The following is a 23,460-nucleotide window of genomic DNA, read 5'->3' as shown; positions in this document are numbered from 1 at the left end:
CCAACAACGACGACCCGACACCGTTCGTATGGACCGCAACCGCCGAATCGATCCTGGCCAAGGTCACCCGAGCCCGCCACAAGCTCAACGAAGTAGTTAATCAATGACGAGACGGACCACTAGTGAGTGCCTGGTGCACTCGTGTCAAGACACCCGATCGATCACCAAAGGCACTGTCCCGCCCGCTGATTCACCGATCTCCCAGGATCCCTTCAACGCCTGCCTGGCCCGCTCGAACCGCTCCGGAGTGTCCGTGTGCAGCGTCAGCAGCGGCTGCCCCTCCGTCACCCGGTCGCCCGGCTTGGCGTGTATGACGACACCGGCGCCTGCCTGCACCGGGTCCTCCTTGCGAGCGCGTCCCGCCCCGAGCCGCCACGCCGCCACGCCGACCGCGAGCGCGTCCAGCCGCCGCAGGACGCCGCTGCGGTCCGCGGTGATCACCTCGTGCTCGGCCGCCACGGGCAGCGGTGCGTCGGGGTCACCACCTTGCGCCGAGATCATCCGGCGCCATACGTCCATCGCACGACCGTCCCGCAAGGCATCCGCCGGGTCGATGTCGGATCTGCCTGCTGCGGAAAGCAGCTCGCGCGCGAGCGCGACGGTCAGCTCGACCACGTCCGCAGGTCCGCCGCCGGCCAGCACGTCGACCGACTCCTGGACCTCGAGGGCGTTGCCGGCGGTCAGTCCGAGCGGCGTCGACATGTCGGTGAGCAGCGCGACCGTCGTGACGCCGGCGTCCGTGCCGAGGTCGACCATCGTCCGCGCGAGCTCACGCGCCTGCTCCGTGCTCTTCATGAACGCCCCGCTGCCCACCTTGACGTCGAGCACCAGCGAGCCGGTGCCTTCGGCGATCTTCTTGCTCATGATCGAGCTCGCGATGAGCGGGATCGACTCCACCGTGCCGGTGACGTCGCGCAGCGCGTAGAGCTTCTTGTCCGCCGGCGCCAGGCCGGTGCCGGCCGCGCAGATGACGGCGCCGATCTCATCGAGTTGCCGCAGCATCGCGTCGTTCGAGAGGGACGCCTGCCAGCCGGGGATCGACTCGAGCTTGTCGAGCGTGCCGCCGGTGTGCCCGAGGCCACGGCCGGACAATTGCGGCACGGCAACGTCATACACCGCCACGAGCGGAGCGAGCGGGAGGGTGATCTTGTCGCCCACTCCCCCGGTCGAGTGCTTGTCCGCCGTCGGGCGGGACAGCGAGCCGAAGTCCATCCGTTCCCCCGAGGCGATCATCGCCGCGGTCCAGTGACTGATCTCCTCGCGGGTCATCCCGTTGAGGAAGATCGCCATCGCGAGCGCCGACATCTGCTCCTCGGCCACGACGCCTCGCGTGTAGGCATCGATCACCCAGTCGATCTGCTCCTTGCCGAGGACCTGCCGGTCCCGCTTGGTCGCAATGACGTCGACGGCGTCGAATTTCTCGGTCATCCTGCAGATCCTGCCAGTCGGCCGGTCTCTGCACGCGCCGACCCGGAACCGTCCTCGTCAATCGCGCGTCAATGCTCCGGTGACCACACCACGCACAGCCCACCCCCCAGGGAGGAACACCCATGAAGACGATGACCCGCACCGCCGGAGCCGCTCTGCTGCTCAGCCTGCCGATGGCGCTCGGAGCATGCAGCAGCAGCGGTGGCAGCAAGCCGGCCAAGCCGGACGTCGAAGCCGGTTTCACCAAGGCCATGAAGCAGCAGAGCCAGGCAGCCAGCGTGCCGGACGCGATGCTGAAGAAGATGTCGAGCTGCACCATCGACAAGGTCTACGACAAGGTCAGCAACAAGACGTTGAACGCCATCAAGAGCGGTGACACGTCGAAGAAGATCAGCTCGGGCGACGAGTCGAAGCTGCAGGACGCGACGCAGAGCTGCAGCAAGTCGCTGGTCAGCGCAGCGGGCTGACCCCCGCTTCGGAGAGGACATCATGCGCTCGCTTCACGCCACACGCGCCGCGGCGGCGGCCGCACTGCTCGCCCTGCCCCTGAGCCTGGCTGCGTGCAGCTCCGGTTCGTCCGCCCGGGCGACGAGTTCCGCTCCGAGCTCCACCAGCGTGGCGACGTCGACGGCTGCGCCGTCGACCGGCACCAGCAGCTCGTCCGGCAGCGAGACCGGGAAGCCGACCAAGGCGCAGGTGGCGGCCGGTATGACGAGCTACTTCGTGAGCAAGGGCGTGCCGCGATCGCTCGTCGGTGACGTGTCGAAGTGCGTTGCCGACAAAGGCTATTCGCAGTTCTCCGAGGCGACGCTGCGTGCGCTGAAGAACGGCCGGATCCAGGAGCTCAACCCGTTGGACACCGGCAAGCTCACGAAGGTGACGACCAGCTGCCTGGCGGGCGGCCACCTGCCGACCAGCGCCGGCTGAGCCGCCGCTGTCCGCGGTCAGGCTTCCGGTGCCGCCACGTGTTCCAGGTCGCCCAGGCCGAAGGCCTGTGGCAGCACGTCCTCCATGGTGCGCACGCCCCGGGGGGTCAGCAGCAGACAGGACGGCCCGCCGTGCTCCCAGAGCAACTGCCGGCACCGGCCGCACGGCATCAGTGACTCGCCCAGGGTGTTGACGCACGAGACCGCGACCAGCCGGCCGCCGCCGCTGCGGACCAGGTCGCTGACCATGCCGCACTCGGCGCACAGCGTGACGCCGTACGCGGCGTTCTCCACGTTGCAGCCCGACACGATCCGTCCGTCGTCGACGAGCCCGGCGACACCGACCGGGAACTTGCTGTAGGGCACGTAGGCGTGGCGCATCGCCTCCACCGCTTCCGCGGTCAGCATCTCCCAGTCCACCTGATCCATCCGGTCAGTCGCCCTTCACGTAGGGCTCGCCGTCGGCGGCGGGTGCCCGCACGCGGCCGACCAGTCCGGCGACCGCGAAGATGGTCGCGAGGTAGGGCAGCATCTGCAACAGATTGGAGTCGATCTTCACCGGGGTCGACAGCAGCGACAGGGCGGTCTGCAGAGCGCTGAAGAAGCCGAAGAAGAGCGACGCGCCGAGGGCGCCGCGCGGCGTCCACCGACCGAAGATCAGCGCCGCCAGCGCGATGAAGCCCTGCCCGGAGGTCATGTTCTTGTTGAACTGCCCCACGGACCCGATCGTCAGCGCCGCACCGGCCAGCCCGGCGATGCCGCCACCGATGATGACGTTCTTGTAGCGCAGCCGCAGCACGTTGATGCCGACCGTGTCCGCCGCCTTCGGGTGCTCGCCGACGGCGCGGGTCCGCAAACCCCAGCGGGAGCGCAGCAGCATGACGTCGATGATGATCACGATGGCGTACATCAGGTAGGTGATGATCGTCTGGTCGAACAGCAGCGAGCCGATCACCGGGATGTCGCCGAGCAACGGAATCTTGATCGCCGAGAAGATCGCCGGCTGGTTGGTGCCGGTGCCGTTGTTGGCCATGATCGCGTCATACAGATAGCCGGTGAGACCGAGCGCGAACGCGTTGATGACCACGCCCAGGATCACCTGGTTGACGGTGAACTTGATCGCGAAGACCGCCAGCAGCGCGCCGACCACCGCGCCGATCAGCACCGCCGCGGCCAGCCCGATCCAGCTGCTGGCGATCGTGCCGAACAGCGCGCCCGCGAACGCGCCGAAGAGCATCTGCCCCTCGATCGCCACGTTGATGACACCGGTCTTCTCACACATCACGCCGGCCATCGAGCCGAGGATCAGCGGGGTGGCCAGGAAGAGCGTCTGGTAGAGCAGCGAGCCCACCTGGACCGACTGTTTGCCCTCCGTGCCCGCCCAGGTGAGGAAGGCGACCAGGAAGAGCACGCCGGCGGCAATCCCGACCCAGCGCAGCGTGCGCCGGTTGAAGCCGCGCACCAGCTGGGCGGCACCGAGCAGCACGATGAGCACGCCGCACGCGACGATGACACCGACACCCGGCACCGAGAACTGCGGCACCGTGACACCCGGGTTGTTGCCGTTGACGTCGAAGCTGGTCGACTGCGAGCCGGCCGACATACCGAGCACGACTGCGGCGATCAGGCCCAGCAGCACGATCGCGGCCCCGGTGCCGATCCGCTTCGCGGTCGTCTGGCGCAGCTCGACGACGTGCTGCTCGACGACCTCCCCAGGAGCGACCTCGACCTTCGCGACCGACGAGTCGACCACGCCGACCGAGTCGTCGTTCAGCTCGGGGCTCATCCGTTCCATCCCTTCGCGAGAACCGCCGAGCCGGCGGACTTGCTGCGCCGCAGGCGGAAGATCAACCGGATCAGGCCGGGCGCCGCGATGAAGATGACGACGAGCGCCTGCAGCACCTGCACCAGGTCCGGCGGCGTCGGCGTCGACGCCTGCAACTGGCCGCTGCCCGCCGTCAGTGCACCGAACAGCAGACCCGCGGCGAACGTGCCCCACGCGGTGCCGCGACCCAGCAGCGCGACGGTGATGGCGGTGAAGCCCACACCGCCGTCCACACTGGCGGTGATCTGGTAATTGTTGGCGTCGCCGAGGACCTGCGCCGCACCGGCCAGACCACAGAGCGCCCCGACGATGACCATCACCCCGATGTACGTGGTGGCGACGCTCATCCCGGCGGTGCGCGCGGCGTCCTGATTGGCGCCGACCGCGCGGATGCGGAAGCCGAACGTGCCGTACTTCAGCAGCCACCACACGAAGACCGTCGCCGCGATGGCCAGGACGAAGGAGAAGTTGACCCGCAGGTTGGCCTCGAACCAGCCGAACAGATGCCAGAACTGTGCGTTGCCGTCGACGGTGCGCGACACCGCCTGGTTGTATGGCGGCGCCTGGAACCACGTCTCCGTGAGCAACCAGTTGATGAAGAACACGGCGACGTAGTTGAGCATGATCGTGGTGATGACCTCGTGCGCGCCGGTCTTCGCCTTCAGCACACCCGCGAGTGCCGCCCAGATGGCACCGCCGATGATGCCGCCGACGATCGCCACGATGATGTGGATGCCGGCCGGCAGGTGCCAGGCGAAACCGATGTAGCCGGCCAGCGCCGCCGACATCAGGATCTGGCCCTGCGCGCCGATGTTGAACAGGCCGGCGCGGAACGCCAGGGTGACCGACAGGCCGGCGAGGATCAACGGGGTCGCGTAGACGAGCGTCTCCGAGATCGGCGCCAGCGCCTGCTGTCCCTGCGGGTTGTAGATCGCACCCTCGAAGAGCGCGACGTAGGCGTTCTTGATGGCGCTCCACCCGGCGCTGAACGTGTCGCCCGGTGCGGCGGTGAAGTAGCTCGCCGCGTTGCGGGTGGCCGCGTCCGACGCGACGATCAGGATCGCGCCGACGATCATCGCGCAGATCACCGCGAGCAGCGTGACGACCGCGGGGTGGTCACTGCGCAGGATCTCGCCGAAGGTCTCGCGGGTCCGGTCGTTGCCGGTCTCCTGCTGCGCCAGCAGCGTGTCGCCCTCGGCGCCCGACTCGTGCGCGACCTCCGCGCGCTCCTCGCGCTTGCTCAGGTCGGGCTTGCCCTCATCAGGCGTCATGTGCTCTGTCGCTCCTCTGTCCTCGGCTCCGGGCCCCGCTTCGCTCGTGTCCTCGCCTCGGTCGGAGCTCATGATGCCGCTTCCTTCGTGTCCGAGGTCTGACCGGCCATCAGCAGGCCGAACTCCTCTGCTGTTGCGGTCGGAGGCAATTCGCCGATGATCTTGCCGGCATACATGACACCGACCCGGTCGGCGAGGCCGATGACCTCGTCGAGCTCCGTGCTCACCAGCAGCACGGCGGTGCCGCGGTCGCGCTCGGCGACGATCCGCTTGTGGACGAACTCCTGCGAGCCGACGTCCACGCCGCGGGTCGGCTGCGAGACGACGAGCAGACGCAGCGGCCGGCTCATCTCGCGCGCGAGCACGACCTTCTGCTGGTTGCCGCCGGACAGGGTGGACGCGGACGCCTCCGCGCTCTGCGTGCGGACGTCGAACTCGCTCACGCGCTCGTCGGCGTTGTGTGCGATGGCGGACAGGTTCAGCCACAGGGGGTTGCCGAACGGCGCCTCGTCATACGTGTCGAGCACGAGGTTCTCGGCGATGCTGAAGCTGCCGACCAGCCCGTCGTGCATCCGGTCCTCGGGCACATAGCCGACCCCGCGCGCCAGGATCGCGTCGGTGGTGGCGTCGGTGATGTCCGCGCCCTCCAGCCGGATCCGTCCGGCCGTCGGCTCGAGGAGTCCGACGATCGCCTCGGTCAGCTCCGACTGGCCGTTGCCCTGCACGCCGGCGATCGCGTAGATCTCGCCCGCGTGCACCTCGAGCGACACGTCGTCGACGAGCACCTGGCCGGTGGGCGCGGTCACGCTCAGCCCGTCGATGTCCAGCACGACGTCGCCCGGCTCGGCGGGCTCCTTGTCGACCTGCAACTGCACCGGGCGGCCGACCATCATGGCGGCGAGTTCGGCCGGGCTGGCGCTGGGCTCGGCCTGGCCGACGACCTTGCCACGCCGTATGACGGTGATGGTGTCGGCGATCGCGCGGACCTCGCGAAGCTTGTGGCTGATGAAGACGATCGACGTGCCGTTCTTCTTCAGGGACCGCATGACGTCCATCAGGTGGTCGGTCTCCTGCGGGGTCAGCACGGCCGTCGGCTCGTCGAGGATCAGCACCTTCGCTTCACGGGCGAGCGCCTTGAGGATCTCGACGCGTTGCTGGATGCCGACCGGCAACTCCTCCACCAGGACGTCGGGGTTGACCTCCAGGTGGTAGTCGCGCGAGAGATTGCGCACGACGTCGCGGGCCTTCTTCTGGTCCAGCATCCCGGCGGACCGGGTGTATTCGTCGCCGAGCATGACGTTCTCGGCAACGCTCAGCACGGGGACGAGCATGAAGTGCTGGTGGACCATGCCGATGCCGGCGCGCATGGCGTCCCCGGGGCCGTTGAACTTCTGCGGCTGTCCGTCGATGAGGATCTCGCCGGCCGTCGGCTCGTAGAGGCCGTAGAGCACATTCATCAGCGTCGACTTGCCCGCGCCGTTCTCACCGAGCAGAGCATGGATCTGCCCCGGCTCGACCACCAGGTCGATGTGATCGTTCGCTGTGAACGAGCCGAATTGCTTGGTGATTCCACGCAGTTCGAGCTTCACGCAGAGACTCCCTTGTCTTGTTGCGTCATACGCCGTCAGTAACTCTAGGCGTTGCTGAGGTCCCCCAACGACAGATTCGGGGTGGGCGGCCGTTGTGCGCCGCCCACCCCGTCCGTCGTTCGTGCGGTTACTTCGGCTGGCTCGGCGACGTGATCTTGATCTTGCCGGAGACGATGTCCGCCTTGACCTGCGTGATCTCGGTCTTCAGGGCCGCGGGGACCTTGGAGTCGAAGTCGTGGTAAGGCGCGATGCCAACACCGTTGTTCTTCAGCGTGCCGATGTAGTTGCCGGTCGGGAAGGTGCCGTCCGCTGCCTGCTTCAGGTAGGCCTGCACACCACCGGCGAGGTTCTTGGTGGCGCTGGAGATGAAGTACTTGCAGTAGTTGGCGGCGCTCTCGCAGCCGTCGGTGTCGACCCAGATCAGGTTGAGCTTGCCGCCCGAGGCCTGCGCCGCGGCGCCCGCACCGAGGCCCGACGCGCCGGCGACCGGGAAGACGATGTCGGCACCCTGGCTGACCATCGCCTGGGTGATCGACTTGCCCTTGTTCTGGTCGGTGAACGAGCCGGAGAAGGTGCCGCCCTTCTGGTTCTTCTCGTTCCAGCCGAGGACCTTGACGTTCTTGCCCTTGGCCTTGTTGTAGTACTGCACGCCCTCCCAGAAGCCGTCCATGTAGATGGTCACCGGCGGAATGGCGAGACCGCCCCAGGTGCCGACAGTGCCGGTCTTCGTCATACCAGCAGCGAGGTAGCCGGCCAGGAACGCGCCCTGCGCGGTGTTGAACTCGATGCCGTAGATGTTGGACGCGTTCTGGTTGCCGTTGTCGATCTCGGCGAAGTGCACCTTCGGGTACTGCTGCGCGACCTTCTTCAGCGCGTCACCCATCAGGCCGCCGACCGCGATCACCGTGTTGCAGTTGCCCTGCGCGTACTTGGTGAGGTTGGGGGTGTAGTCGCTGCCCGAGTTGGACGGGACGTACTTGATCGAGATGTTCGGGTTGGCCTTGTTGGCCGCCTGCATGCCCGCCCAGGAGTTCTCGTTGAACGACTTGTCGTCGACACCACCGGTGTCGAGCACCATGCACGCGCTGAACTTCTTGCCGGCCGCGGTGTTGCTCGCGGTCTGCGATCCGGTGCTGCCGTTGCCGGCGTTGCTCGAACTGTTGGTCTTGGCTGGCTTGCTGCCACAACCGGCCAGGGCCATCGCGGCAATGGCCGAAACGGCCGCAATCTTCATCACCGAACGCACGGTGTCTCCTTTTTGTTGTGCAACTTCTTGGAACTGAGTCGGGGTATGACGGGCTCCGCGGCTGCGGGTGCTCTTGGCATGACTTGCCAGGGGCGGGTGCACCCGGCTGTGGGGCAAGTCGGCAGCCTAGCGCCGCGTTGGTGGCTCCGCCCGCCGATCGCGGCGATGGGACCGAACCGTTACCTCCCGGTAGCGATCATTCCCCACGGAGTGCTGCTACGGCCAGCAGGCGCGCCCCGATTCCGATCGCCGCCTCGTCGACGACCAGGTCACCCTGGTGCAACTCGTAGGTCGCGCCGCCGGGCGTGCGAGTGCCGAGCCGGGCGAGGGCTCCTGGCGTCGTCTGCAGCAACCAGGAGAAGTCCTCGCCGCCCAGCGACTGCCGCGTCGGCACGATCGCGTGGTCACCCGCGGTGGCGCGGACGGCCAGGGCGAGGGTGGCGACACAATCGCGATCGTTGACCACCGGTGGCACACCGCGAACGTGGTTGACCTTGGCGGCCACTCGGTACGGCGCCACGACGTCGCGCACCGCCTGCTCGACCAGGCCGTCGACGCGCCGCCATTCGTCGGCGTCGAGCATGCGCAGGGTCCCGACCACCCGCCCGGTTGCGGGGATCACGTTGGCGGCATTGCCCGCCTCGACCTGCCCCCAGACGAGAGCGGCGCCGGCGCGCGGGTCGAGCCGTCGGCTGAGCACGGCGGGCACATCGGTGAGGACCTTGCCGAGCGCGAAGGTGAGGTCGGCGCTCAGGTGCGGACGAGACGTGTGGCCGCCGGGTCCGGTGAGTGTCACCTCGACGGCGTCGCAGGCTGCGGTGATCGGTCCGGCGGTCAGGCCGACGGTGCCGACGTCGATGCTCGGGTCGCAATGGACGGCGTAGGCACGGTCGACGCCGTCGACTGCGCCGGCGTCGAGCACCTCGTGCGCTCCGCCGGGCACGACCTCCTCGGCCGGTTGGAAGATGCAGCGCACGGCCAGTCCGCGCTCGACCAGTGCGGGCTCGACGGCCTTGAGCGCCAGCGCCGCCCCCAGCACGACGGTGGTGTGCACGTCATGCCCGCAGGCGTGACAGACGCCGGTGACGGTGGAGCTGAACGGCAGACCGCTGTGTTCCGGCACCGGCAGTGCGTCCAGGTCGGCGCGCAGGGCGATCCGCTGGGTCGGCCGGCCGGCGCCGATGTCGGCGATGAGGCCGGTGCGTGGGAGGGCGGTGACTCGCGCGCCGGCCGCGGAGAGGGTGTCGCGCAGGAAGCGCGTGGTGCGGTGTTCCTGCCAGGCGATCTCCGGGTGGGCGTGCAGGTCGCGACGCCAGGTGACCAGTTGGGGCAGCAGACGATCGATCTCTGCGACCGCGGGCGCGACGGGGTCGGCTGCGGTGCGCGATGCGGCTAGGTCACTCACAAGTCGTTCATGCTACGACCACCGCTCCGTGCGTCGCCGACCAGCACCAGGAAAGCGCCGAAACCGCGGCCGGCCTGCGCCGCTCGCCCGGCGAAGATCTCGGCCGCCGTCTCGCGGACGGTTGCCTCCAGCGTGCCTGCACCGCGCCAGAGGACGAGGGTCCCCGGCGTGTGGTCCACGTCGGTCAGGCTGTCGGCGAGAGCGTCCCAGTTCCGGCCGAACCAGTCCGGCAGGTCGAATGCGCGGCGGCATACCTCCAGGAAGTAGGGCTTGTCGGTGCCGTGGGAGCTGTCCAGCTCGACGATCCGCCACCCGTGCTCGCGCGCTGCGGCGCGCGCCCCCGGGAAGTCCTCGCTCGGGTGCAGGCCGGACCCGCCCTGCGCGATCAGGTTGGCGACTGAGGTCACACTTTCGGTCGCGTCACTGCCATCGGCGGCGCGCCTCGCTCGTACCTCGCTCGTGTGCTCGCCTCGGTCGGCGCTCATGAGACGATCCTCTGGAAGCTGTCGTAGTGGTCCGCTGTGTAGTACATGGTGCCGTCCCGCGCCCGGATGATGCGGCGTGCGCCCCGGTCCGGCGACCCGGGCGTCTCGACGGTGTATTCGTGGTAGAAGCCGGTCGGCTCACGCGGCAGCAGGTGCTCGCGGTTCTGGAAGACCACCCCGTCCTGTCGGTAGGGGAAAGGTCCGCCGGTCCGGATCAGCCCGATCGTGGTGCGTGCCTCGGGCGGCAGTTGCTGCACCGAGATCGTCGGTATGCCGTGGTCGGACTGCCTGATCGGCGGCGCACTGGTGCTGCCGCTCGCGGTGGAGGCGGCGACGGCCGGCGTGCCGGTGCTGCTTCCGCACCCGGCCAGCACACAGACGACCGTGATGACCACGAGCAACCCGAAGACGCCCGGGATGAACAGATCCCGAAACCGCCGCATCCGATCGAGCACCCCGCCAGGCTATCCGCGCGCGCGACGAACCTGATTGAGCGGCATACCTCCGCATTGAGCGGCGTAGCGAAACAGCCCGAATCCGGGTGCCGGTCAATCCGTCGGTATGCCGGTCAATCGAGGGCTGTGGATAACGCTAGCGGCGCGGTTGCGTTCCGGCAGGCTTCGATGGATGTCACTCGCATACTTCGTCACGTCGGACCCTCCTGTCGCCAGCCCTGCCGAGGTCGAGAGCGCACGTCAGGAACACCTGGCTCGCTGCGCCGAGAACGTTCGTCGTCTGCGCGAACAACTCGCAGCGACGTCCGCCGACCGGCTTAGGCTGATCGGTGCGTCCCCGGATCCATCGTGGGCACGACTCCGACAGGGAGCATTCGCGACCTGCGACCCCAACGCCCTGGACCGCGACGAGCGGCTCATCCTGATGGCTCTCGCCATGCAGAGCGTCGCAACGGCGCCACGCATCCATGTCCACGGTACGGCGAGGGCGATCTGGCAGCTGCCGTCGATCGGCCAGCAGACCGAGCTCGTCGAATTTGCCCGACCACCCGACGCAACCGGTCGATCACCGCAGGCGCGACGCCGGCGTACTGCAATCGCGCCCGATTCAGTGTATGTCGGTGGCCTGTCGGTCACCGGCCTGGACCGGACGATCGTCGACCGCGCTCGCTACGAGAGTCTGGAGTCGGCTGTTGCAATGTGCGATGCGGCGCTTCGACAAACTCTCGCTCGGGAAGGCGACATTCTTCAGCAAGTTCAGGCGCTACCGAAGCGAGCGCGGGGATGCCGGATGGCCGAGCTCGCCGTGCTGCTCTCCCACCCGGCGGCAGAGTCTCCACTTGAGTCGTTGAGTCGCGTACGCATGTTCCAGCTGGGACTCCCGATGCCTGAGCTTCAGGTCGAGTTCTACGACCACGATGGTTTCATCGGACGGGTGGACTTCTTCTGGCCGCAACTCGGCATCATCGGAGAAGCCGACGGCCGGCTCAAGTATCGCGTGCCCGACGGATCGTCGGGTAAGGAGGCCGAGGAGGCGCTGTGGAAGGAGAAGCGCCGGGAGGATCGGCTATGGCGTCACCCCGATGTCAAGCAGGTCGGTCATTGGTGCTGGAGTGAAGCGATCAGCACATTCCGATTCGCCTCGATCATGGCGAACCTCGGAGTACGAACCTTCCGGGACAATCTCGCCTGGCCAGTCCCGGACGGGCCGTTGCCTCGCAAGTCCCGCCATATCTCTCTGATCGAGCGGCATACCGGGTGATTGACCGGCATACGGATTCACCGCGATTCCGTATGCCGCTCAATGCGTGGGTATGCCGCTCGATCAGAAGGAGAGGGCGCGGTTGAGGTCGGCGACCAGCGCCGGGCCGCGGTAGATGAAACCGCTGTAGACCTGCACCAGCGACGCACCGGCATCGATCAGAGCGCGGCCGTCGTCCGCGGTCATCACTCCGCCGACCCCGATGACGGGCAACGGCGAACGCGCCGCGATGCGGGAGACGACATACCGGGCCCGGCGGGTCAGTGGGGCACCGCTCAGCCCACCGGCCTCCGCCGCGAGCGGCAGGTCGGCGGCGGCGATGCCCTCCCGCGACAGCGTGGTGTTGGTCGCGATCACGCCGCTGGCATCGGCGCGCTGCGCGACCTCCAGCACGTCGTCGATCGCGCCGTCGGTCAGGTCGGGCGCGATCTTGACGAAGATCGGCGTGCGGGACCGCTCGGCCGTCGCATTCACCAGTGACGCGAGCAATTCGGCGAGCGGCTCCTTGTCCTGCAGCGTGCGCAGACCCGGCGTGTTGGGGCTGGACACGTTGACCGCGAAGTAGTCGGCGTGCGCGTCGAGCGCTGCCAGACTGGCGAGGTAGTCACCGATCGCATCCTCGACGGGCGTCACCTTGGTCTTGCCGATGCTCACGCCGATGGGTATGCCGATCGGGACCGCCGCCTGGAGCCGGTCCGCGAGAGCCTGAGCACCGCTGTTGTTGAAGCCCATCCGGTTGATGATCCCCTCGCTGGCGCGCAGCCGGAAGAGTCGCGGTTGTGGGTTGCCGGGTTGTCCCTGCGCGGTGACGGTGCCGAGCTCGATGTGCCCGAACCCTAGGTGCTCCCAGGCCTTCACGCCGAGACCGTCTTTGTCGACACCCGCTGCCAGCCCGACACGACCGGGGAATCGAATCCCTGCGACGTCGACGGGAGCCGACGGCTTGGGCAGCGCCAGGCCAAGAACGTGTATGGCGCCCGGGTGCTCCCCCAGCCACGCCATCCGACGCAACGTGGCGTGGTGCGCGGCTTCCGCGTCACCGTTGCCGACACGGAACAGCAACGGGCGCAGGGCTTTTCGGTATCCGGCGTCGAGCGCCCAGGTCGGCAGAGCCATGATCAGGTGAGCTCGCTCCGGCCGCCCGTCTTCAGCCGCTCCACGACGCTCTTGACGTCCTGGGCGCGGTCCCGCGTCGTGACGAGCAGCGCGTCGGGCGTGTCCACGACGATGATGTCGCGTACGCCGAGGGTCACCACGACCCGTCCGGATCGTGGTGCGATCACCCCGCTGGTGTCCTCCGCCACGACATCTCCCGCGTTGCCGAGGACCTTGACCCCGTCCTCGCTGTCGGCGAGCAACGCGCCGAGCGAGTCGAAATCGCCGACGTCGTCCCAGTCGAATTCACCTGGTATGACGGCGACACGACCGTCGGCCGCTGCCGGCTCGGCCAGCGCGTTGTCGATCGAGATCTCGGTCAGCCGCGGCCACAGCTCCGTCAGCCGCAACGGGTTGTTGGCGATCGAGCGCAGATCGCCGGCCAGTCCGGGCTGGTAGAGGTCCAGCATGTCGAGCAGCACGCTGGCTCGAAAGACGAACATGCCAGCGTTCCAACGGTATTCGCCGCTCTCAAGGTACTTCCGCGCGGTTTCCGCGTCGGGTTTCTCGACGAAGGACTCGACACCCCGGGCGTTCGGCGCGCCTTCGACGTCCAGCGCCGAGCCGAGCTTGATGTAACCGAAACCCGTTGCGGGGCTTGTGGGCTCGATGCCAATGGTGACGAGCTGGCCGGTCCGCGCGACGGCGACCGCTTCCCGGACACTGCACCGGAAGGACTCGTCGTCGCGGATCACGTGGTCGGCAGCGAAGGAGCCGATGATCGCGTCGTGGTCACGCTGCTCCAGGATGGCGGCGGCCAGGCCGATGGCCGGCATGGACTCACGCGGCGACGGCTCGACCAGCAACGAGTCGATGCCGAGCTCGGGCAACTGCTGCCGCACCTCCGGCGCGTGCCGCAGGCCGGTGGCGATGAGCAATCGGTCCTCCGACAGCGGCGCCAGCCGGTCCACCGTCCCCTGGAGCAGCGACCAACCGGAACCGGTCAGGTCGTGGAGAAACTTCGGCGAGTCCGACCGGGAGAGCGGCCACAGCCGCGTCCCCGAGCCTCCCGCGGGAATGACCGTCCAGAACCCNCCTGGAGCAGCGACCAACCGGAACCGGTCAGGTCGTGGAGAAACTTCGGCGAGTCCGACCGGGAGAGCGGCCACAGCCGCGTCCCCGAGCCTCCCGCGGGAATGACCGTCCAGAACCCCTCAATGGGGCCGCTCTCCTGCCTCGACATGGGCCTGAGGCTAATGCACCAGGTTGGGGCCGGAGCCGCCACACCTCGAAACCGGCGTCATACCGGACGGGGCCGGCACGGGAGAACTCCCGTGCCGGCCCCGTTCAGGTGGGACGTCAGCGCTTGGCGTGCATGAAGTCCCGGTTGAGCTGGTTGATGACGTCCAGCGGGATCTCCTTGGGGCACGCCGCTGAGCACTCACCGAGGTTCTGGCACCCGCCGAAGTCCTCGGCATCGTGCTGGTTGAGCATCCGGACGACGCGGGCGTCGCGCTCGGCCTGGCCCTGTGGCAGCTCAGCCAGGTGGGTGATCTTCGCGCCCAGGAAGAGCATGCCGGAGGCGTTCGGGCACGCGGCGACGCAGGCCCCGCAGCTGATGCAGGTCGCCGCGTCGAAGGCCCGGTCGGCCTTGTGCTTCTGCACCTGCAGGTTGTTGGCCTCGGGAGCGGCACCGGTGTTGACCGAGATGTAGCCGCCGGCCTGGATGATCCGGTCGAACGCCGACCGGTCCACGATCAGGTCCCGGATCAGCGGGAACGCCTCGGCGCGCCACGGCTCGATGGTGATGGTGTCGCCGTCGGAGAAGGACCGCATGTGCAGCTGGCAGGTCGTGGTGACCTCGGGGCCGTGCGCCTGACCGTTGATCATCAGCGAGCACATGCCGCAGATGCCCTCACGACAGTCGGAGTCGAACGCGACCGGGTCCTCGCCATTGCCGATGAGCTGCTCGTTGAGCACGTCCAGCATCTCCAGGAACGACATGTCCTCGGAGATGTCCGTCACCGGGTAGGTCACCAGCTCGCCCTGAGTGTCGGGCCCGGCCTGGCGCCAGATTTTCAGTGTGAGATTCATTTACTTGTAGCTCCGTTGCTTGAGCTCGATGAAGTTGAAGATGAGGTCCTCCTTGTGCAGCACGGGCGGCTCGAAGCTGCCCTCGCTGCCGCCGGCGAACTCCCACGCGGCGACATACGCGAACTTCTCGTCGTCCCGCAGTGCCTCGCCGTCCTCGGTCTGCGACTCGGACCGGAAGTGGCAACCGCAGGACTCGGTGCGGTGCAGCGCGTCGATGCACATCAGCTCGGCCAGCTCGAAGAAGTCGGCCACCCGGCCGGCCTTCTCCAGCGACTGGTTGAGCGTCGCCGCGGAGCCCGGCACCCGCACGTTGCGCCAGAACTCCTCGCGCAGCGACCGGATCAGCCCGATGGCCTTGCGCAGCCCGGCGTCGTTGCGCTCCATGCCGCAGTACTCCCAGACGATCTGGCCGAGCTCCTTGTGGAAGGAGTCGACGGTCCGCTCCCCGTTGATCGACAGCAGCTTGTTGATGCGGTCCTCGACCGACTTGCGGGCCTCCAGCACCTCCGGTGCGTCCTCGGCGACCGGCTCGAACGGGCCGCGCGCGAGGTAGTCGCGGATCGTGTTGGGCAACACGAAGTAGCCGTCGGAGAGGCACTGCATCAGCGACGACGCACCCAGCCGGTTGGCGCCGTGGTCGGAGAAGTTGGCCTCACCGGCCGCGAACAGACCGGGGATCGTGGTCTCCAGGTCGTAGTCGACCCACAACCCGCCCATGGTGTAGTGCACCGCGGGGTAGATGCGCATCGGCACCTCGTAGGGGTTCTCCCCCGTGATCCGCTGGTACATGTCGAAGAGGTTGCCGTACTTGGCGGCCACCGCCTCGCGGCCCATCCGCTTGATGGCATCGGCGAAGTCCAGGTAGACGCCGCGGCGGAAGTCGCCGACCTTGGGGCCGACACCGCGGCCCTCGTCGCACACCACCTTGGCCTGCCGGCTGCCGATGTCACGCGGCACCAGGTTGCCGAAGGCGGGGTATTTGCGCTCCAGGTAGTAGTCCCGGTCCTCTTCGGGTATGTCGCGGGGGTCCTTCTCGACGTCGTCGCGGCTCTTGGGCACCCAGATGCGGCCGTCGTTGCGCAGCGATTCGCTCATCAGCGTCAGCTTCGACTGGTAGTCGCCCGAGACGGGAATGCACGTCGGGTGGATCTGCGTGTAGCACGGGTTGGCGAAGTAGGCGCCCTTGCGGTGCGCGCGCCAGGTCGCGGTGACGTTGCAGCCCATCGCGTTGGTCGACAGGTAGAACACGTTGCCGTAGCCGCCGCTCGCGAGCACCACCACGTCCGCGAGGTGGGTCTCGATCTCGCCGGTCACCATGTCGCGGGCGATGATGCCCCGCGCCTTGCCGTCCACGATGATCAGCTCGAGCATCTCGTGCCGGGTGAACTGCTCGACCGTGCCGGCCGCCACCTGCCGCTCCATCGCCTGGTAGGCGCCGATCAGCAGCTGCTGACCGGTCTGACCGCGTGCATAGAAGGTCCGGGCGACCTGCACACCACCGAACGAGCGGTTGTCGAGCAGACCGCCGTAGTCCCGGGCGAACGGCACGCCCTGCGCCACGCACTGGTCGATGATGTTGGCGCTGACCTCGGCCAGCCGGTAGGAGTTGGACTCCCGCGAGCGGTAGTCGCCGCCCTTCACCGTGTCGTAGAACAGCCGGTAGATCGAGTCGCCGTCGTCGTTGTAGTTCTTCGCGGCGTTGATGCCGCCCTGCGCGGCGACCGAGTGGGCGCGGCGCGGCGAGTCCTGGTAGCAGAACGACTTCACGTGGTAGCCGGCCTCGCCGAGCGTGGCAGCGGCCGCGCCACCGGCCAGGCCGGTGCCGACGATGATGATCGAGAGCTTGCGTCGGTTGGTCGGGTTGACCAGCTTGTTCTCGAACTTCGCCGTGGTCCACATCTCCGCGACGGGAACCTTGGGGGCCTTGGTGTCCTCGATCTGGTCGCCGACCGAGTAGAGGTTGTCGATGAGTTCAGGCATCTGGCAGTCCTTACTTGATTCCGCCGAAGGCGATCGCGAGCGGAGGTATGACGAAGCCGATCGCCACGATCAGTGCCACCACAATGGCCACGGTGTTGGCGATGACCCGGGCGCGGGGCGTCGGCGTGAAACCGAGCGTCTGGGACGCACTCCAGATGCCGTGCCGCAGGTGCATGCCCAGGGCGATCATCGCCAGCACGTAGATCAGGGTCAGCCACCAGACGTTGAAGGCGTGCACGGTCAGCTCATAGGGATCGTGCGTGATCGCCGCGCCCTGCCCGCCGCTGCCGACGTTGATCTTGACGATGGTGAACTCCAGCAGGTGCCAGATCACGAAGAGCAGCAGGAACACGCCGCCCCACCGCATCCACCGGCTCGAGAAAGACTGCGCGATCGACTTCTTCACGACATACCGCTGCGGGCGGGCCGCCTTCGCGCGCCTCCACAACGCCGCAGCGCTGTAGACGTGCAGCACCAGGCAGATCCCCAGCACGATCTCCATGATCGTGAGGAACCCGTGCCGCGGCAGGATCGGCGAACCGATCGTGCGCAGATGCTCGGAATACTCGTTGAAGGCGAGGTGCCCCGCGAAAAGCTTGTAGAGATTGCCGTACATGTGGGCAATCACGAAAAGCACGAAAATGAAGCCGGTCACAGCCATCAGGACCTTCAGGAAGATCGAGCTTCCTGGTTTGCCGGTGCGGGCTCGAGGCGGCTTGGAGACGGTTGAGGTAGCCACGGCCCTCAGGGTACGCCGCAAAGTACCTTGATATCGAAATAAGGTCTACCTAAGATCCGGTCAGCCGCCAGGCGAGGACCGAGCGCCATACCTGGTCGGCACCGTGCTCGTAGAGGTCGAAGCCGCCGACCTCGAAACTGCGCTCGTAAGACGAGAGCCCGTCGTACGCCTGGTCGAGCGACGCCTCCGGCACACCGTGCGCAATGGTGACGTGCGGGTGGTAGGGGAAGTCGAGCGTGCGTTCGACGGGGCCGGAGCGGACGGCGCGTTCGAGTTGCCCGCAGTTGGCGATGCCCTGCGCGATCGCGACGAAGACGACCGGTGAGATGGGCCGGAAGGTGCCGGTGCCGCGCAGTGTCATCCGGAACGGCGGCATCGAGCCGGCGACCTTGGCGAGGTGGTCGCGCAGGGCGGTCTCCGACTCCGGGTCGACCGGCGTGGGCGGCATCAGCGTCACGTGCGGCGGCACCGCTTGGGCGAGCGGGTCGCCGGCGTCCAGCCGCGCACGCTGCAGCTCCCCGGCATACGGCGACGGGATCGGGATGGAGACACCGATGGTCTTCATGACAGCTTGGCCGCCGAGGGGATGAATCCGACAGCGTCGTAAGCCTTTTCGAGCACCACGGAGGCGACCGACCGGGCGCGCTCGGCGCCGCGGGCAAGGATGCGGTCCAGCTCGGCGGGGTCGGCGAGCAGCTCGTCCACGCGCGCCTTGAACGGCGCCTGAACCTCGGCGACCAGCGCCGCGACGTCGGTCTTGAGCGCGCCGTACTTGTTCTCCCCGGCGTAACGCTCGACGAGCGTGTCGATCGAGTCACCCGAGAGCGCGGAGTGGATGCGCAACAGGTTGGCAATGCCCGGCTTGTTCTCGACGTCGTAGCGGACGGCGTTGTCGGTGTCCGTCACCGCTGACTTGATCTTCTTGGTGTTGACCTTGACCTCGTCGAGCATCATCAGGTTGCCGTTCTGATTGTCCGCCGACTTGCTCATCTTGGCGGTCGGCTCCTGCAAGGACATGACCTTGGCGGTGCCCTCGGGGATGTGCGCGTCGGGGACGACGAACGTCTCGCCATAGCGACTGTTGAAGCGCTGGGCGAGGTCGCGGGTCAGCTCCAGGTGCTGGCGCTGGTCCTCGCCGACCGGCACTGCGGTCGCGTCATACAGGAGGATGTCGGCGGCCATCAACATCGGGTAGGTGAAGAGGCCGACATTGGTGCCCTCGGAGCCGCGCTTGGCGGACTTGTCCTTGAACTGGGTCATCCGGGCCGCCTCGCCGTACCCGGTGATGCAGTTGAGCACCCAGGCCAGCTGCGAGTGCTCGGGCACGTGGGACTGCACGAAAACGGTCGACACCTCGGGGTCAATGCCGCCGGCGAGGTACTGCGCCGCGGTGACCCGGGTGCGGGCCCGCAGGTCCGCGGGCTCGGGGTTGACCGTCAGCGCGTGCTGGTCGACGACGCAGAAGAACGCGTCGAAGTCCTGCTGCATGCGTACCCAGTTGACCTGCGCGCCCAGGTAGTTCCCCAGATGCAGGGAGTCGTGCGTGGGCTGCATGCCGGACAGGATCCGGGGGGTGCGCGCGTTGTCGCTCATGGACGGAACGGGTGCCTTTCGTTGCACAGGGGCGGGATGGCGTGGTCGGCGGCCAGTCTCTCACCACCGATCGGTGGCTTCCCGGTCGGTCACCGCGATCGACAGCAGGCAGCAAGTGTTTGATCGTGTTTAGATATGATGGAAAGCTGGTTCCGAAGGGAGATGGGCGATGCTCGCGCGGCAACGGCAGGAGCTGATCGCGCACGCCGTGGAGGAACACGGCGGCATCCGGGTGTCCGAGCTGGTCGCCGAGTTGCACGTCAGCGACATGACGATCCGCCGCGACATCGAGGCGTTGGCGCGCAAGGGTGTGGTCCGCAAGGTGCACGGTGGCGCGACGCGTGCCGACCGCAGCGCCGACGAGCCCGGTTTCACCGCGAAGTCGGAGATGCATCCGCTCCAGAAGTCGGAGATCGCCCGCACGACCGCCGGCCTGATCGCCCCTGGGTCGTCGGTCGCCATCTCCGCCGGGACCACTGCGTATGCCGTGGCGCAGGAGCTGCGGACCGTTCAGCGGCTCACGGTGGTGACCAACTCGCCACGTGTCGCGGAGTTGCTCTTCGACCCCGAGGACAAGGACCGGCTGGTCGTGCTCACCGGCGGGGTCCGCACCCCCTCGGACGCCCTCGTCGGGCCGGTCGCCAACGAGATGCTGCGCACGGTCCACGTCGACACCCTCATCCTCGGCGTGCACGGCATCGACGTCGACGCGGGCCTGACGACGCCCAATCTGCAAGAAGCGCAAACCAATCGAGCGCTCATCCGGTCGGCGAAGCGCGTCGTGGTGGTCGCCGACCACAGCAAGTGGGGCATCGTCGGGTTGTCGACGATCGCCACCCTGGACAAGGTCCACACCCTGGTCACCGACGTTGAGCTGGACGAGCCGGCCCGACGGGCGATCAGCAAGCACGGCGTCAACCTGATCGTGGCGTCTCCGGACGGCGCGGCAGCCTCCGACTGAGCGTCAGCCGGCGTTCACCCGCCATACCTCGAAGATGTGCTGGGTCTCGGCGGCGCCGGCGTAGCTGGCGTACGCGATGTTGAGCTCCGGGTTGCGTGCCGCGATGCCGCGCTGCGACGTCGGGTCGGTCACCAGCATCACGAAGCCGATCTGGTCGGGGCCGAGGTAGCTGTCTTCGAAGATCAGGTCGCCGGGACGCGCATCGGCCGGACTGACCCGGGTGCCGTGCCCGGAAGCGAGCCAGCTGCGTTGCTCCTGAGCGGTGCGCGGCATGCTCACACCGGCGTGTGCGTATGCCGCCTGCACGAACGACGAGCTGTCCCAGGCATCCGGGCCGTTGGCGCCGAACCGGAACGCGCGCCCGACCCGGTCACGCGCCCAGCGCACCGCGCTCGCGGCCTGGGGCGTCGTCGTGGTCGCGGATGCGTCGGTGCACGCGACGCCGGTCGCTCCCCCGGCATACGCGGCCGCGTAGTGCAGCACGTCGTTGACGTACCAGTCCGCGTGGTTGTAGCTGTACAACGCCCGCCGCGCCCCGGCGGCACCGTTGCCCACGCCCCACGCCCGCAGCGCGTTGGCGGCCGAGTAGACGCTGTCGGCGTCGCTGCGTATGTCGATGCGGCCGTCCCCGTTGCCGTCGACGCCGTAGCGGGCGAAGGTGCTCGGCAGGAACTGCATGAGGCCCAGCGCCCCGGCCGACGACGTGTGGTTGTTACGGCCCTGCGCGGTCTCCTCCATGCCGACGCCGGCGAGCAGCGGCCAGGGCACGCCATACTTCGCGCTGGCCCCGAGGTAGAGCTTCATCAGGTCCGCGGGCACCGGCAGCGCGGCCTGCTTGACGCTGTCCTTGCGGGGCGAACCCGCAGCGGGCAGTGCGAAACCCGTCGACCTGGCCGGGACCTGACCGGTCAGCGGCGCGTCGTGGGCGGTCATGAACGGCACCGGATCGACCGGCGTGCCGTTGACGTGCACCTCGAAGTGCAGGTGCGGTCCGGTGCTGGCGCCGGTCGAGCCTTCCTCCCCCAGCACTTGACCGGCCTCGACGTGCGTACCGGGCGCGATGCCGGCGGCGATGTTCGCCATGTGCCCGTAGAGCGTCTGCACACCGTCGGCGTGCTGCAGGGTCACCTCGTTGCCGAGGCCACCGTAGGGGCCGGAACGCACCACGGTGCCGGCATCCGCGGCGACCACCGGTCCCGGACCGGGCAGCATGGCGAGGTCGACGCCCGCGTGCAGCCGGTAGACGTGGGTGATCGGGTCCGTGCGGTCGCCGAAGGGCGAGGTGATCGCATAGCGCTGTTCGACCGGAACACGCCAACCTGTGCCTCCCACGACGCAGCTGCTGCTCGACGAGCTGGTCGCCGCCGTCGCTGCCGGGGTCGGGATGAGGAAGACGAGCGCCGCCGCGGGCAGCATCGCGATTCGTCGTAACCACGACCGACCGGTCGTCAACCCTGCGCCCATGCCCTGTCCCGTTCTCCCGCAAATCATCGTAAGAGCACCGGGGACTGCTCCGCCCTGAAATTGCCGCGGCCGCTCGGTCGTGGAATTGCGCCGGCCGGGCCGAGCTGCGTCGCCGCTGACTAGCATCGGCTCGGTGAGCACCGAGTCGAAGACGCCTGCGACCGAACAACCGGAGTCAGCAACAACCCCGACCGACACCTTGGTCCGCCGATCGCACACGCTGTCGACGCCGTCCGGCCAGCTCAGTTACACCAGCGAAGCCGGCACCGTGGTGCTGCGCGCCGACGACCTGAAGGACGGGGTGTGGCAGGGCCGCAAGCCGGTCGCGGAGGTCGCCGTCACGGCGTACACGCTCGATGATGTCGACACACGCGAGCGGGCGGTGACCTTCGCGTTCAACGGCGGGCCGGGCAGTTCCAGCTTGTGGTTGCACCTCGGCCTGCTCGGACCGCGACGAGTCGAGATGGGCGATGCGGGTGACCTCCTGCCGCCGCCGTACGACCTGGTGGACAACCCGGAGACCTTGCTCGCGACCAGCGACCTGGTCTTCATCGACCCGGTGTCGACCGGACTGTCCCGGGTGGTCTCGGGCGGCAAGCCGAAGGACTTCCATGGATTCACCGCCGACATCGAGTCGGTCGGCGAGGTGATCCGTGCGTGGGTCACCCGTGAAAAGCGCTGGCTGTCCCCGAAGTTCGTCGCCGGGGAGTCGTACGGCACGACGCGTGCTGCTGCGCTCGCGCAGCATCTGCAGGAGAAGCTCGGCATGTATCTCAACGGACTGATCATGATCAGCAGCGTGCTCGACTTCGGCACTGCCAACTTCGAGCACGGCAACGATCGGGCGCACGCGCTCTACCTACCGTTCTACGCGCCGACCGCTCATTTCCACGGCAAGCACGGCGACCGGCCGTTGCGCGAGGTGCTGGACGACGCGGAGGACTACGCCGCGCGCGACTATCCCTGGGTGTTGTCGCGCGGGAACCGCCTCACCGAACCCGAACGCGCAGAAGCGGTTTCCCGCCTCGCGCGGCTGACCGGCCTGTCGGAGGAGTATGTCGAGCGCGCGGACCTGCGGATCGAGCACTGGCGCTTCTTCGGGGAACTGCTGCGCGATCAGGGTATGACGGTGGGGCGCCTCGACTCCCGGTTCACCGGTCTGGCCGCGAGCCGGATTGCCGAGCACATGGACGCGGACCCGTCGATGGACGCCATCAGCGGGCCCTACTCGGCAGCGTTCCAGCACTACCTCGGGACCGAGCTCGGCGTGACGAGCGAGGAGGTCTACCAGACGATCAGCGGGGACGTCGGTAACGACTGGAGCTTCAAGGAGTTCGAGAACTCCGCCGTCTACGTGATCGACCGCTTGTCGCGGGCGATGCGCCAGAACCCTCATCTTGCAGTGCATTTCGCCTACGGCTACTACGACGGCGCCACACCGTACTTCTGCGCGATGGACGACGTCGCGCGGCTCGCACCGGCGCTGCTGCCACGACTGGAGCATCGCTTCTACGAGTCCGGCCACATGACCTACGTGCACCAGCCCACCCGACTGCGGCAGAGCGCCGACCTCGCCGAGTTCGTGCGACGGCACAGCGGCCGCGGTTGAAGTACGAATGTTTGAACGCCGTCAACACGGGCAT

At 67.9% G+C, this 23,460-nt stretch carries 23 protein-coding genes; 5 read left to right on the top strand and 18 right to left on the bottom strand.

The window, feature by feature from the left end; translation table 11 throughout:
* Positions 1 to 144 precede the first annotated feature (144 nt).
* Complete coding sequence (locus ACN8HC_RS15490) at positions 145 to 1,428, bottom strand: thymidine phosphorylase (protein ID WP_490075738.1); 1,284 nt, start codon at positions 1,426 to 1,428, stop codon at positions 145 to 147.
* A gap of 122 nt (positions 1,429 to 1,550) precedes the next feature.
* Here ACN8HC_RS15490 and ACN8HC_RS15485 point away from each other — a divergent pair, with 122 nt between their 5' ends.
* Both ACN8HC_RS15485 and ACN8HC_RS15480 read left to right on the top strand, forming a co-directional pair.
* A complete protein-coding gene (locus ACN8HC_RS15485; RefSeq protein ID WP_490075737.1) occupies positions 1,551 to 1,895 on the top strand; it encodes a hypothetical protein in 345 nt (114 codons plus the stop codon).
* A 22-nt stretch (positions 1,896 to 1,917) separates the two neighbouring features.
* Positions 1,918 to 2,355 (top strand): hypothetical protein, encoded by a 438-nt coding sequence (locus ACN8HC_RS15480; protein WP_490075736.1) that lies wholly within the window; start codon positions 1,918 to 1,920, stop codon positions 2,353 to 2,355.
* A 17-nt stretch (positions 2,356 to 2,372) separates the two neighbouring features.
* Here the strand turns inward: ACN8HC_RS15480 and ACN8HC_RS15475 are convergent, their stop codons facing one another.
* The 8 genes from ACN8HC_RS15475 to ACN8HC_RS15440 form a co-directional block, all read right to left on the bottom strand.
* Positions 2,373 to 2,783 carry a cytidine deaminase gene (locus tag ACN8HC_RS15475; protein WP_490075735.1) on the bottom strand — a complete coding sequence of 137 codons (411 nt, stop codon included), beginning with the start codon at positions 2,781 to 2,783 and terminating at the stop codon, positions 2,373 to 2,375.
* 4 nt (positions 2,784 to 2,787) lie between these two features.
* On the bottom strand, positions 2,788 to 4,140 hold the full coding sequence (locus tag ACN8HC_RS15470) for an ABC transporter permease (protein WP_490075734.1): 1,353 nt from the start codon (positions 4,138 to 4,140) through the stop codon (positions 2,788 to 2,790).
* The gene (locus tag ACN8HC_RS15465) at positions 4,137 to 5,450 is read right to left on the bottom strand and encodes an ABC transporter permease (RefSeq protein WP_490075733.1); all 1,314 of its coding nucleotides are present in this window, start codon (positions 5,448 to 5,450) and stop codon (positions 4,137 to 4,139) included. Before ACN8HC_RS15465 ends, ACN8HC_RS15470 begins: the two co-directional genes overlap by 4 nt.
* Positions 5,451 to 5,518: 68 nt before the next feature.
* Positions 5,519 to 7,039, bottom strand: a complete 1,521-nt coding sequence (locus tag ACN8HC_RS15460) for an ABC transporter ATP-binding protein (RefSeq protein WP_490075732.1) — start codon at positions 7,037 to 7,039, stop codon at positions 5,519 to 5,521.
* Between the two features lie 127 nt (positions 7,040 to 7,166).
* Positions 7,167 to 8,285 carry a BMP family lipoprotein gene (locus ACN8HC_RS15455; protein WP_490075731.1) on the bottom strand — a complete coding sequence of 373 codons (1,119 nt, stop codon included), beginning with the start codon at positions 8,283 to 8,285 and terminating at the stop codon, positions 7,167 to 7,169.
* Between the two features lie 196 nt (positions 8,286 to 8,481).
* Complete coding sequence (locus ACN8HC_RS15450; RefSeq protein ID WP_490075730.1) at positions 8,482 to 9,690, bottom strand: amidohydrolase; 1,209 nt, start codon at positions 9,688 to 9,690, stop codon at positions 8,482 to 8,484.
* The gene (locus ACN8HC_RS15445) at positions 9,687 to 10,175 is read right to left on the bottom strand and encodes a barstar family protein (protein WP_490075729.1); all 489 of its coding nucleotides are present in this window, start codon (positions 10,173 to 10,175) and stop codon (positions 9,687 to 9,689) included. The genes ACN8HC_RS15450 and ACN8HC_RS15445 overlap by 4 nt, the downstream gene beginning before the upstream one ends.
* On the bottom strand, positions 10,172 to 10,630 hold the full coding sequence (locus ACN8HC_RS15440; protein ID WP_490075728.1) for a guanyl-specific ribonuclease: 459 nt from the start codon (positions 10,628 to 10,630) through the stop codon (positions 10,172 to 10,174). The genes ACN8HC_RS15445 and ACN8HC_RS15440 overlap by 4 nt, the downstream gene beginning before the upstream one ends.
* 424 nt (positions 10,631 to 11,054) lie before the next feature.
* Here ACN8HC_RS15440 and ACN8HC_RS15435 point away from each other — a divergent pair, with 424 nt between their 5' ends.
* Positions 11,055 to 11,891 (top strand): hypothetical protein, encoded by an 837-nt coding sequence (locus ACN8HC_RS15435; protein WP_490075727.1) that lies wholly within the window; start codon positions 11,055 to 11,057, stop codon positions 11,889 to 11,891.
* A 63-nt stretch (positions 11,892 to 11,954) separates the two neighbouring features.
* Here ACN8HC_RS15435 and ACN8HC_RS15430 read toward each other — a convergent pair whose 3' ends face one another.
* From ACN8HC_RS15430 to trpS, 8 genes are all read right to left on the bottom strand, one after another.
* Complete coding sequence (locus ACN8HC_RS15430; RefSeq protein WP_490075726.1) at positions 11,955 to 13,007, bottom strand: quinone-dependent dihydroorotate dehydrogenase; 1,053 nt, start codon at positions 13,005 to 13,007, stop codon at positions 11,955 to 11,957.
* Between the two features lie 2 nt (positions 13,008 to 13,009).
* The gene (locus tag ACN8HC_RS15425; protein ID WP_490075725.1) at positions 13,010 to 14,098 is read right to left on the bottom strand and encodes a mannose-1-phosphate guanylyltransferase; all 1,089 of its coding nucleotides are present in this window, start codon (positions 14,096 to 14,098) and stop codon (positions 13,010 to 13,012) included.
* Positions 13,990 to 14,229, bottom strand: a complete 240-nt coding sequence (locus ACN8HC_RS15420) for a sugar phosphate nucleotidyltransferase (protein WP_490075724.1) — start codon at positions 14,227 to 14,229, stop codon at positions 13,990 to 13,992. The genes ACN8HC_RS15425 and ACN8HC_RS15420 overlap by 109 nt, the downstream gene beginning before the upstream one ends.
* Positions 14,230 to 14,345: 116 nt before the next feature.
* Positions 14,346 to 15,080: a succinate dehydrogenase/fumarate reductase iron-sulfur subunit gene (locus ACN8HC_RS15415; protein WP_490075723.1), complete on the bottom strand. Its 735-nt coding sequence runs from the start codon at positions 15,078 to 15,080 to the stop codon at positions 14,346 to 14,348.
* On the bottom strand, positions 15,081 to 17,060 hold the full coding sequence (locus tag ACN8HC_RS15410; RefSeq protein WP_490075722.1) for a fumarate reductase/succinate dehydrogenase flavoprotein subunit: 1,980 nt from the start codon (positions 17,058 to 17,060) through the stop codon (positions 15,081 to 15,083).
* 10 nt (positions 17,061 to 17,070) lie between these two features.
* On the bottom strand, positions 17,071 to 17,799 hold the full coding sequence (locus ACN8HC_RS15405) for a succinate dehydrogenase cytochrome b subunit (protein WP_490075721.1): 729 nt from the start codon (positions 17,797 to 17,799) through the stop codon (positions 17,071 to 17,073).
* Positions 17,800 to 17,848: 49 nt separating this feature from the next.
* On the bottom strand, positions 17,849 to 18,364 hold the full coding sequence (locus ACN8HC_RS15400) for a 2'-5' RNA ligase family protein (protein WP_490075720.1): 516 nt from the start codon (positions 18,362 to 18,364) through the stop codon (positions 17,849 to 17,851).
* Positions 18,361 to 19,392 carry a tryptophan--tRNA ligase gene (gene trpS, locus ACN8HC_RS15395; RefSeq protein WP_490075719.1) on the bottom strand — a complete coding sequence of 344 codons (1,032 nt, stop codon included), beginning with the start codon at positions 19,390 to 19,392 and terminating at the stop codon, positions 18,361 to 18,363. The genes ACN8HC_RS15400 and trpS overlap by 4 nt, the downstream gene beginning before the upstream one ends.
* Before the next feature lie 169 nt (positions 19,393 to 19,561).
* On the opposite strand from trpS, the gene ACN8HC_RS15390 reads away from it, so the two are divergent.
* Positions 19,562 to 20,353 carry a DeoR/GlpR family DNA-binding transcription regulator gene (locus ACN8HC_RS15390; protein ID WP_490075718.1) on the top strand — a complete coding sequence of 264 codons (792 nt, stop codon included), beginning with the start codon at positions 19,562 to 19,564 and terminating at the stop codon, positions 20,351 to 20,353.
* Positions 20,354 to 20,356: 3 nt separating this feature from the next.
* Here ACN8HC_RS15390 and ACN8HC_RS15385 read toward each other — a convergent pair whose 3' ends face one another.
* Entirely contained in the window at positions 20,357 to 21,817 is a 1,461-nt protein-coding gene (locus tag ACN8HC_RS15385) for a peptidoglycan DD-metalloendopeptidase family protein (RefSeq protein WP_490075717.1), read from the bottom strand.
* Between the two features lie 133 nt (positions 21,818 to 21,950).
* Here ACN8HC_RS15385 and ACN8HC_RS15380 point away from each other — a divergent pair, with 133 nt between their 5' ends.
* Positions 21,951 to 23,426, top strand: coding sequence for a S10 family peptidase (locus ACN8HC_RS15380; protein ID WP_490075716.1), 1,476 nt, complete (start codon positions 21,951 to 21,953; stop codon positions 23,424 to 23,426).
* Positions 23,427 to 23,460: the final 34 nt, after the last annotated feature.

The sequence above is a fragment of the Flexivirga sp. YIM B11880 genome, from assembly GCF_058148645.1.
This window is presented reverse-complemented; position numbering and strand designations above follow the sequence as displayed.

What these genes read in the sequence shown, in the direction of transcription:
- ACN8HC_RS15490 (WP_490075738.1), bottom strand. Translation starts at nt 1,428, where the DNA reads ATGACCGAGAAATTCGACGCCGTCGACGTCATTGCGACCAAGCGGGAC.
- ACN8HC_RS15485 (WP_490075737.1), top strand. Translation starts at nt 1,551, where the DNA reads ATGAAGACGATGACCCGCACCGCCGGAGCCGCTCTGCTGCTCAGCCTG.
- ACN8HC_RS15480 (WP_490075736.1), top strand. Translation starts at nt 1,918, where the DNA reads ATGCGCTCGCTTCACGCCACACGCGCCGCGGCGGCGGCCGCACTGCTC.
- ACN8HC_RS15475 (WP_490075735.1), bottom strand. Translation starts at nt 2,783, where the DNA reads ATGGATCAGGTGGACTGGGAGATGCTGACCGCGGAAGCGGTGGAGGCG.
- ACN8HC_RS15470 (WP_490075734.1), bottom strand. Translation starts at nt 4,140, where the DNA reads ATGAGCCCCGAGCTGAACGACGACTCGGTCGGCGTGGTCGACTCGTCG.
- ACN8HC_RS15465 (WP_490075733.1), bottom strand. Translation starts at nt 5,450, where the DNA reads ATGACGCCTGATGAGGGCAAGCCCGACCTGAGCAAGCGCGAGGAGCGC.
- ACN8HC_RS15445 (WP_490075729.1), bottom strand. Translation starts at nt 10,175, where the DNA reads ATGAGCGCCGACCGAGGCGAGCACACGAGCGAGGTACGAGCGAGGCGC.
- ACN8HC_RS15435 (WP_490075727.1), top strand. Translation starts at nt 11,055, where the DNA reads ATGGCTCTCGCCATGCAGAGCGTCGCAACGGCGCCACGCATCCATGTC.
- ACN8HC_RS15430 (WP_490075726.1), bottom strand. Translation starts at nt 13,007, where the DNA reads ATGGCTCTGCCGACCTGGGCGCTCGACGCCGGATACCGAAAAGCCCTG.
- ACN8HC_RS15415 (WP_490075723.1), bottom strand. Translation starts at nt 15,080, where the DNA reads ATGAATCTCACACTGAAAATCTGGCGCCAGGCCGGGCCCGACACTCAG.
- ACN8HC_RS15410 (WP_490075722.1), bottom strand. Translation starts at nt 17,060, where the DNA reads ATGCCTGAACTCATCGACAACCTCTACTCGGTCGGCGACCAGATCGAG.
- ACN8HC_RS15400 (WP_490075720.1), bottom strand. Translation starts at nt 18,364, where the DNA reads ATGAAGACCATCGGTGTCTCCATCCCGATCCCGTCGCCGTATGCCGGG.
- trpS (WP_490075719.1), bottom strand. Translation starts at nt 19,392, where the DNA reads ATGAGCGACAACGCGCGCACCCCCCGGATCCTGTCCGGCATGCAGCCC.
- ACN8HC_RS15390 (WP_490075718.1), top strand. Translation starts at nt 19,562, where the DNA reads ATGCTCGCGCGGCAACGGCAGGAGCTGATCGCGCACGCCGTGGAGGAA.
- ACN8HC_RS15385 (WP_490075717.1), bottom strand. Translation starts at nt 21,817, where the DNA reads ATGGGCGCAGGGTTGACGACCGGTCGGTCGTGGTTACGACGAATCGCG.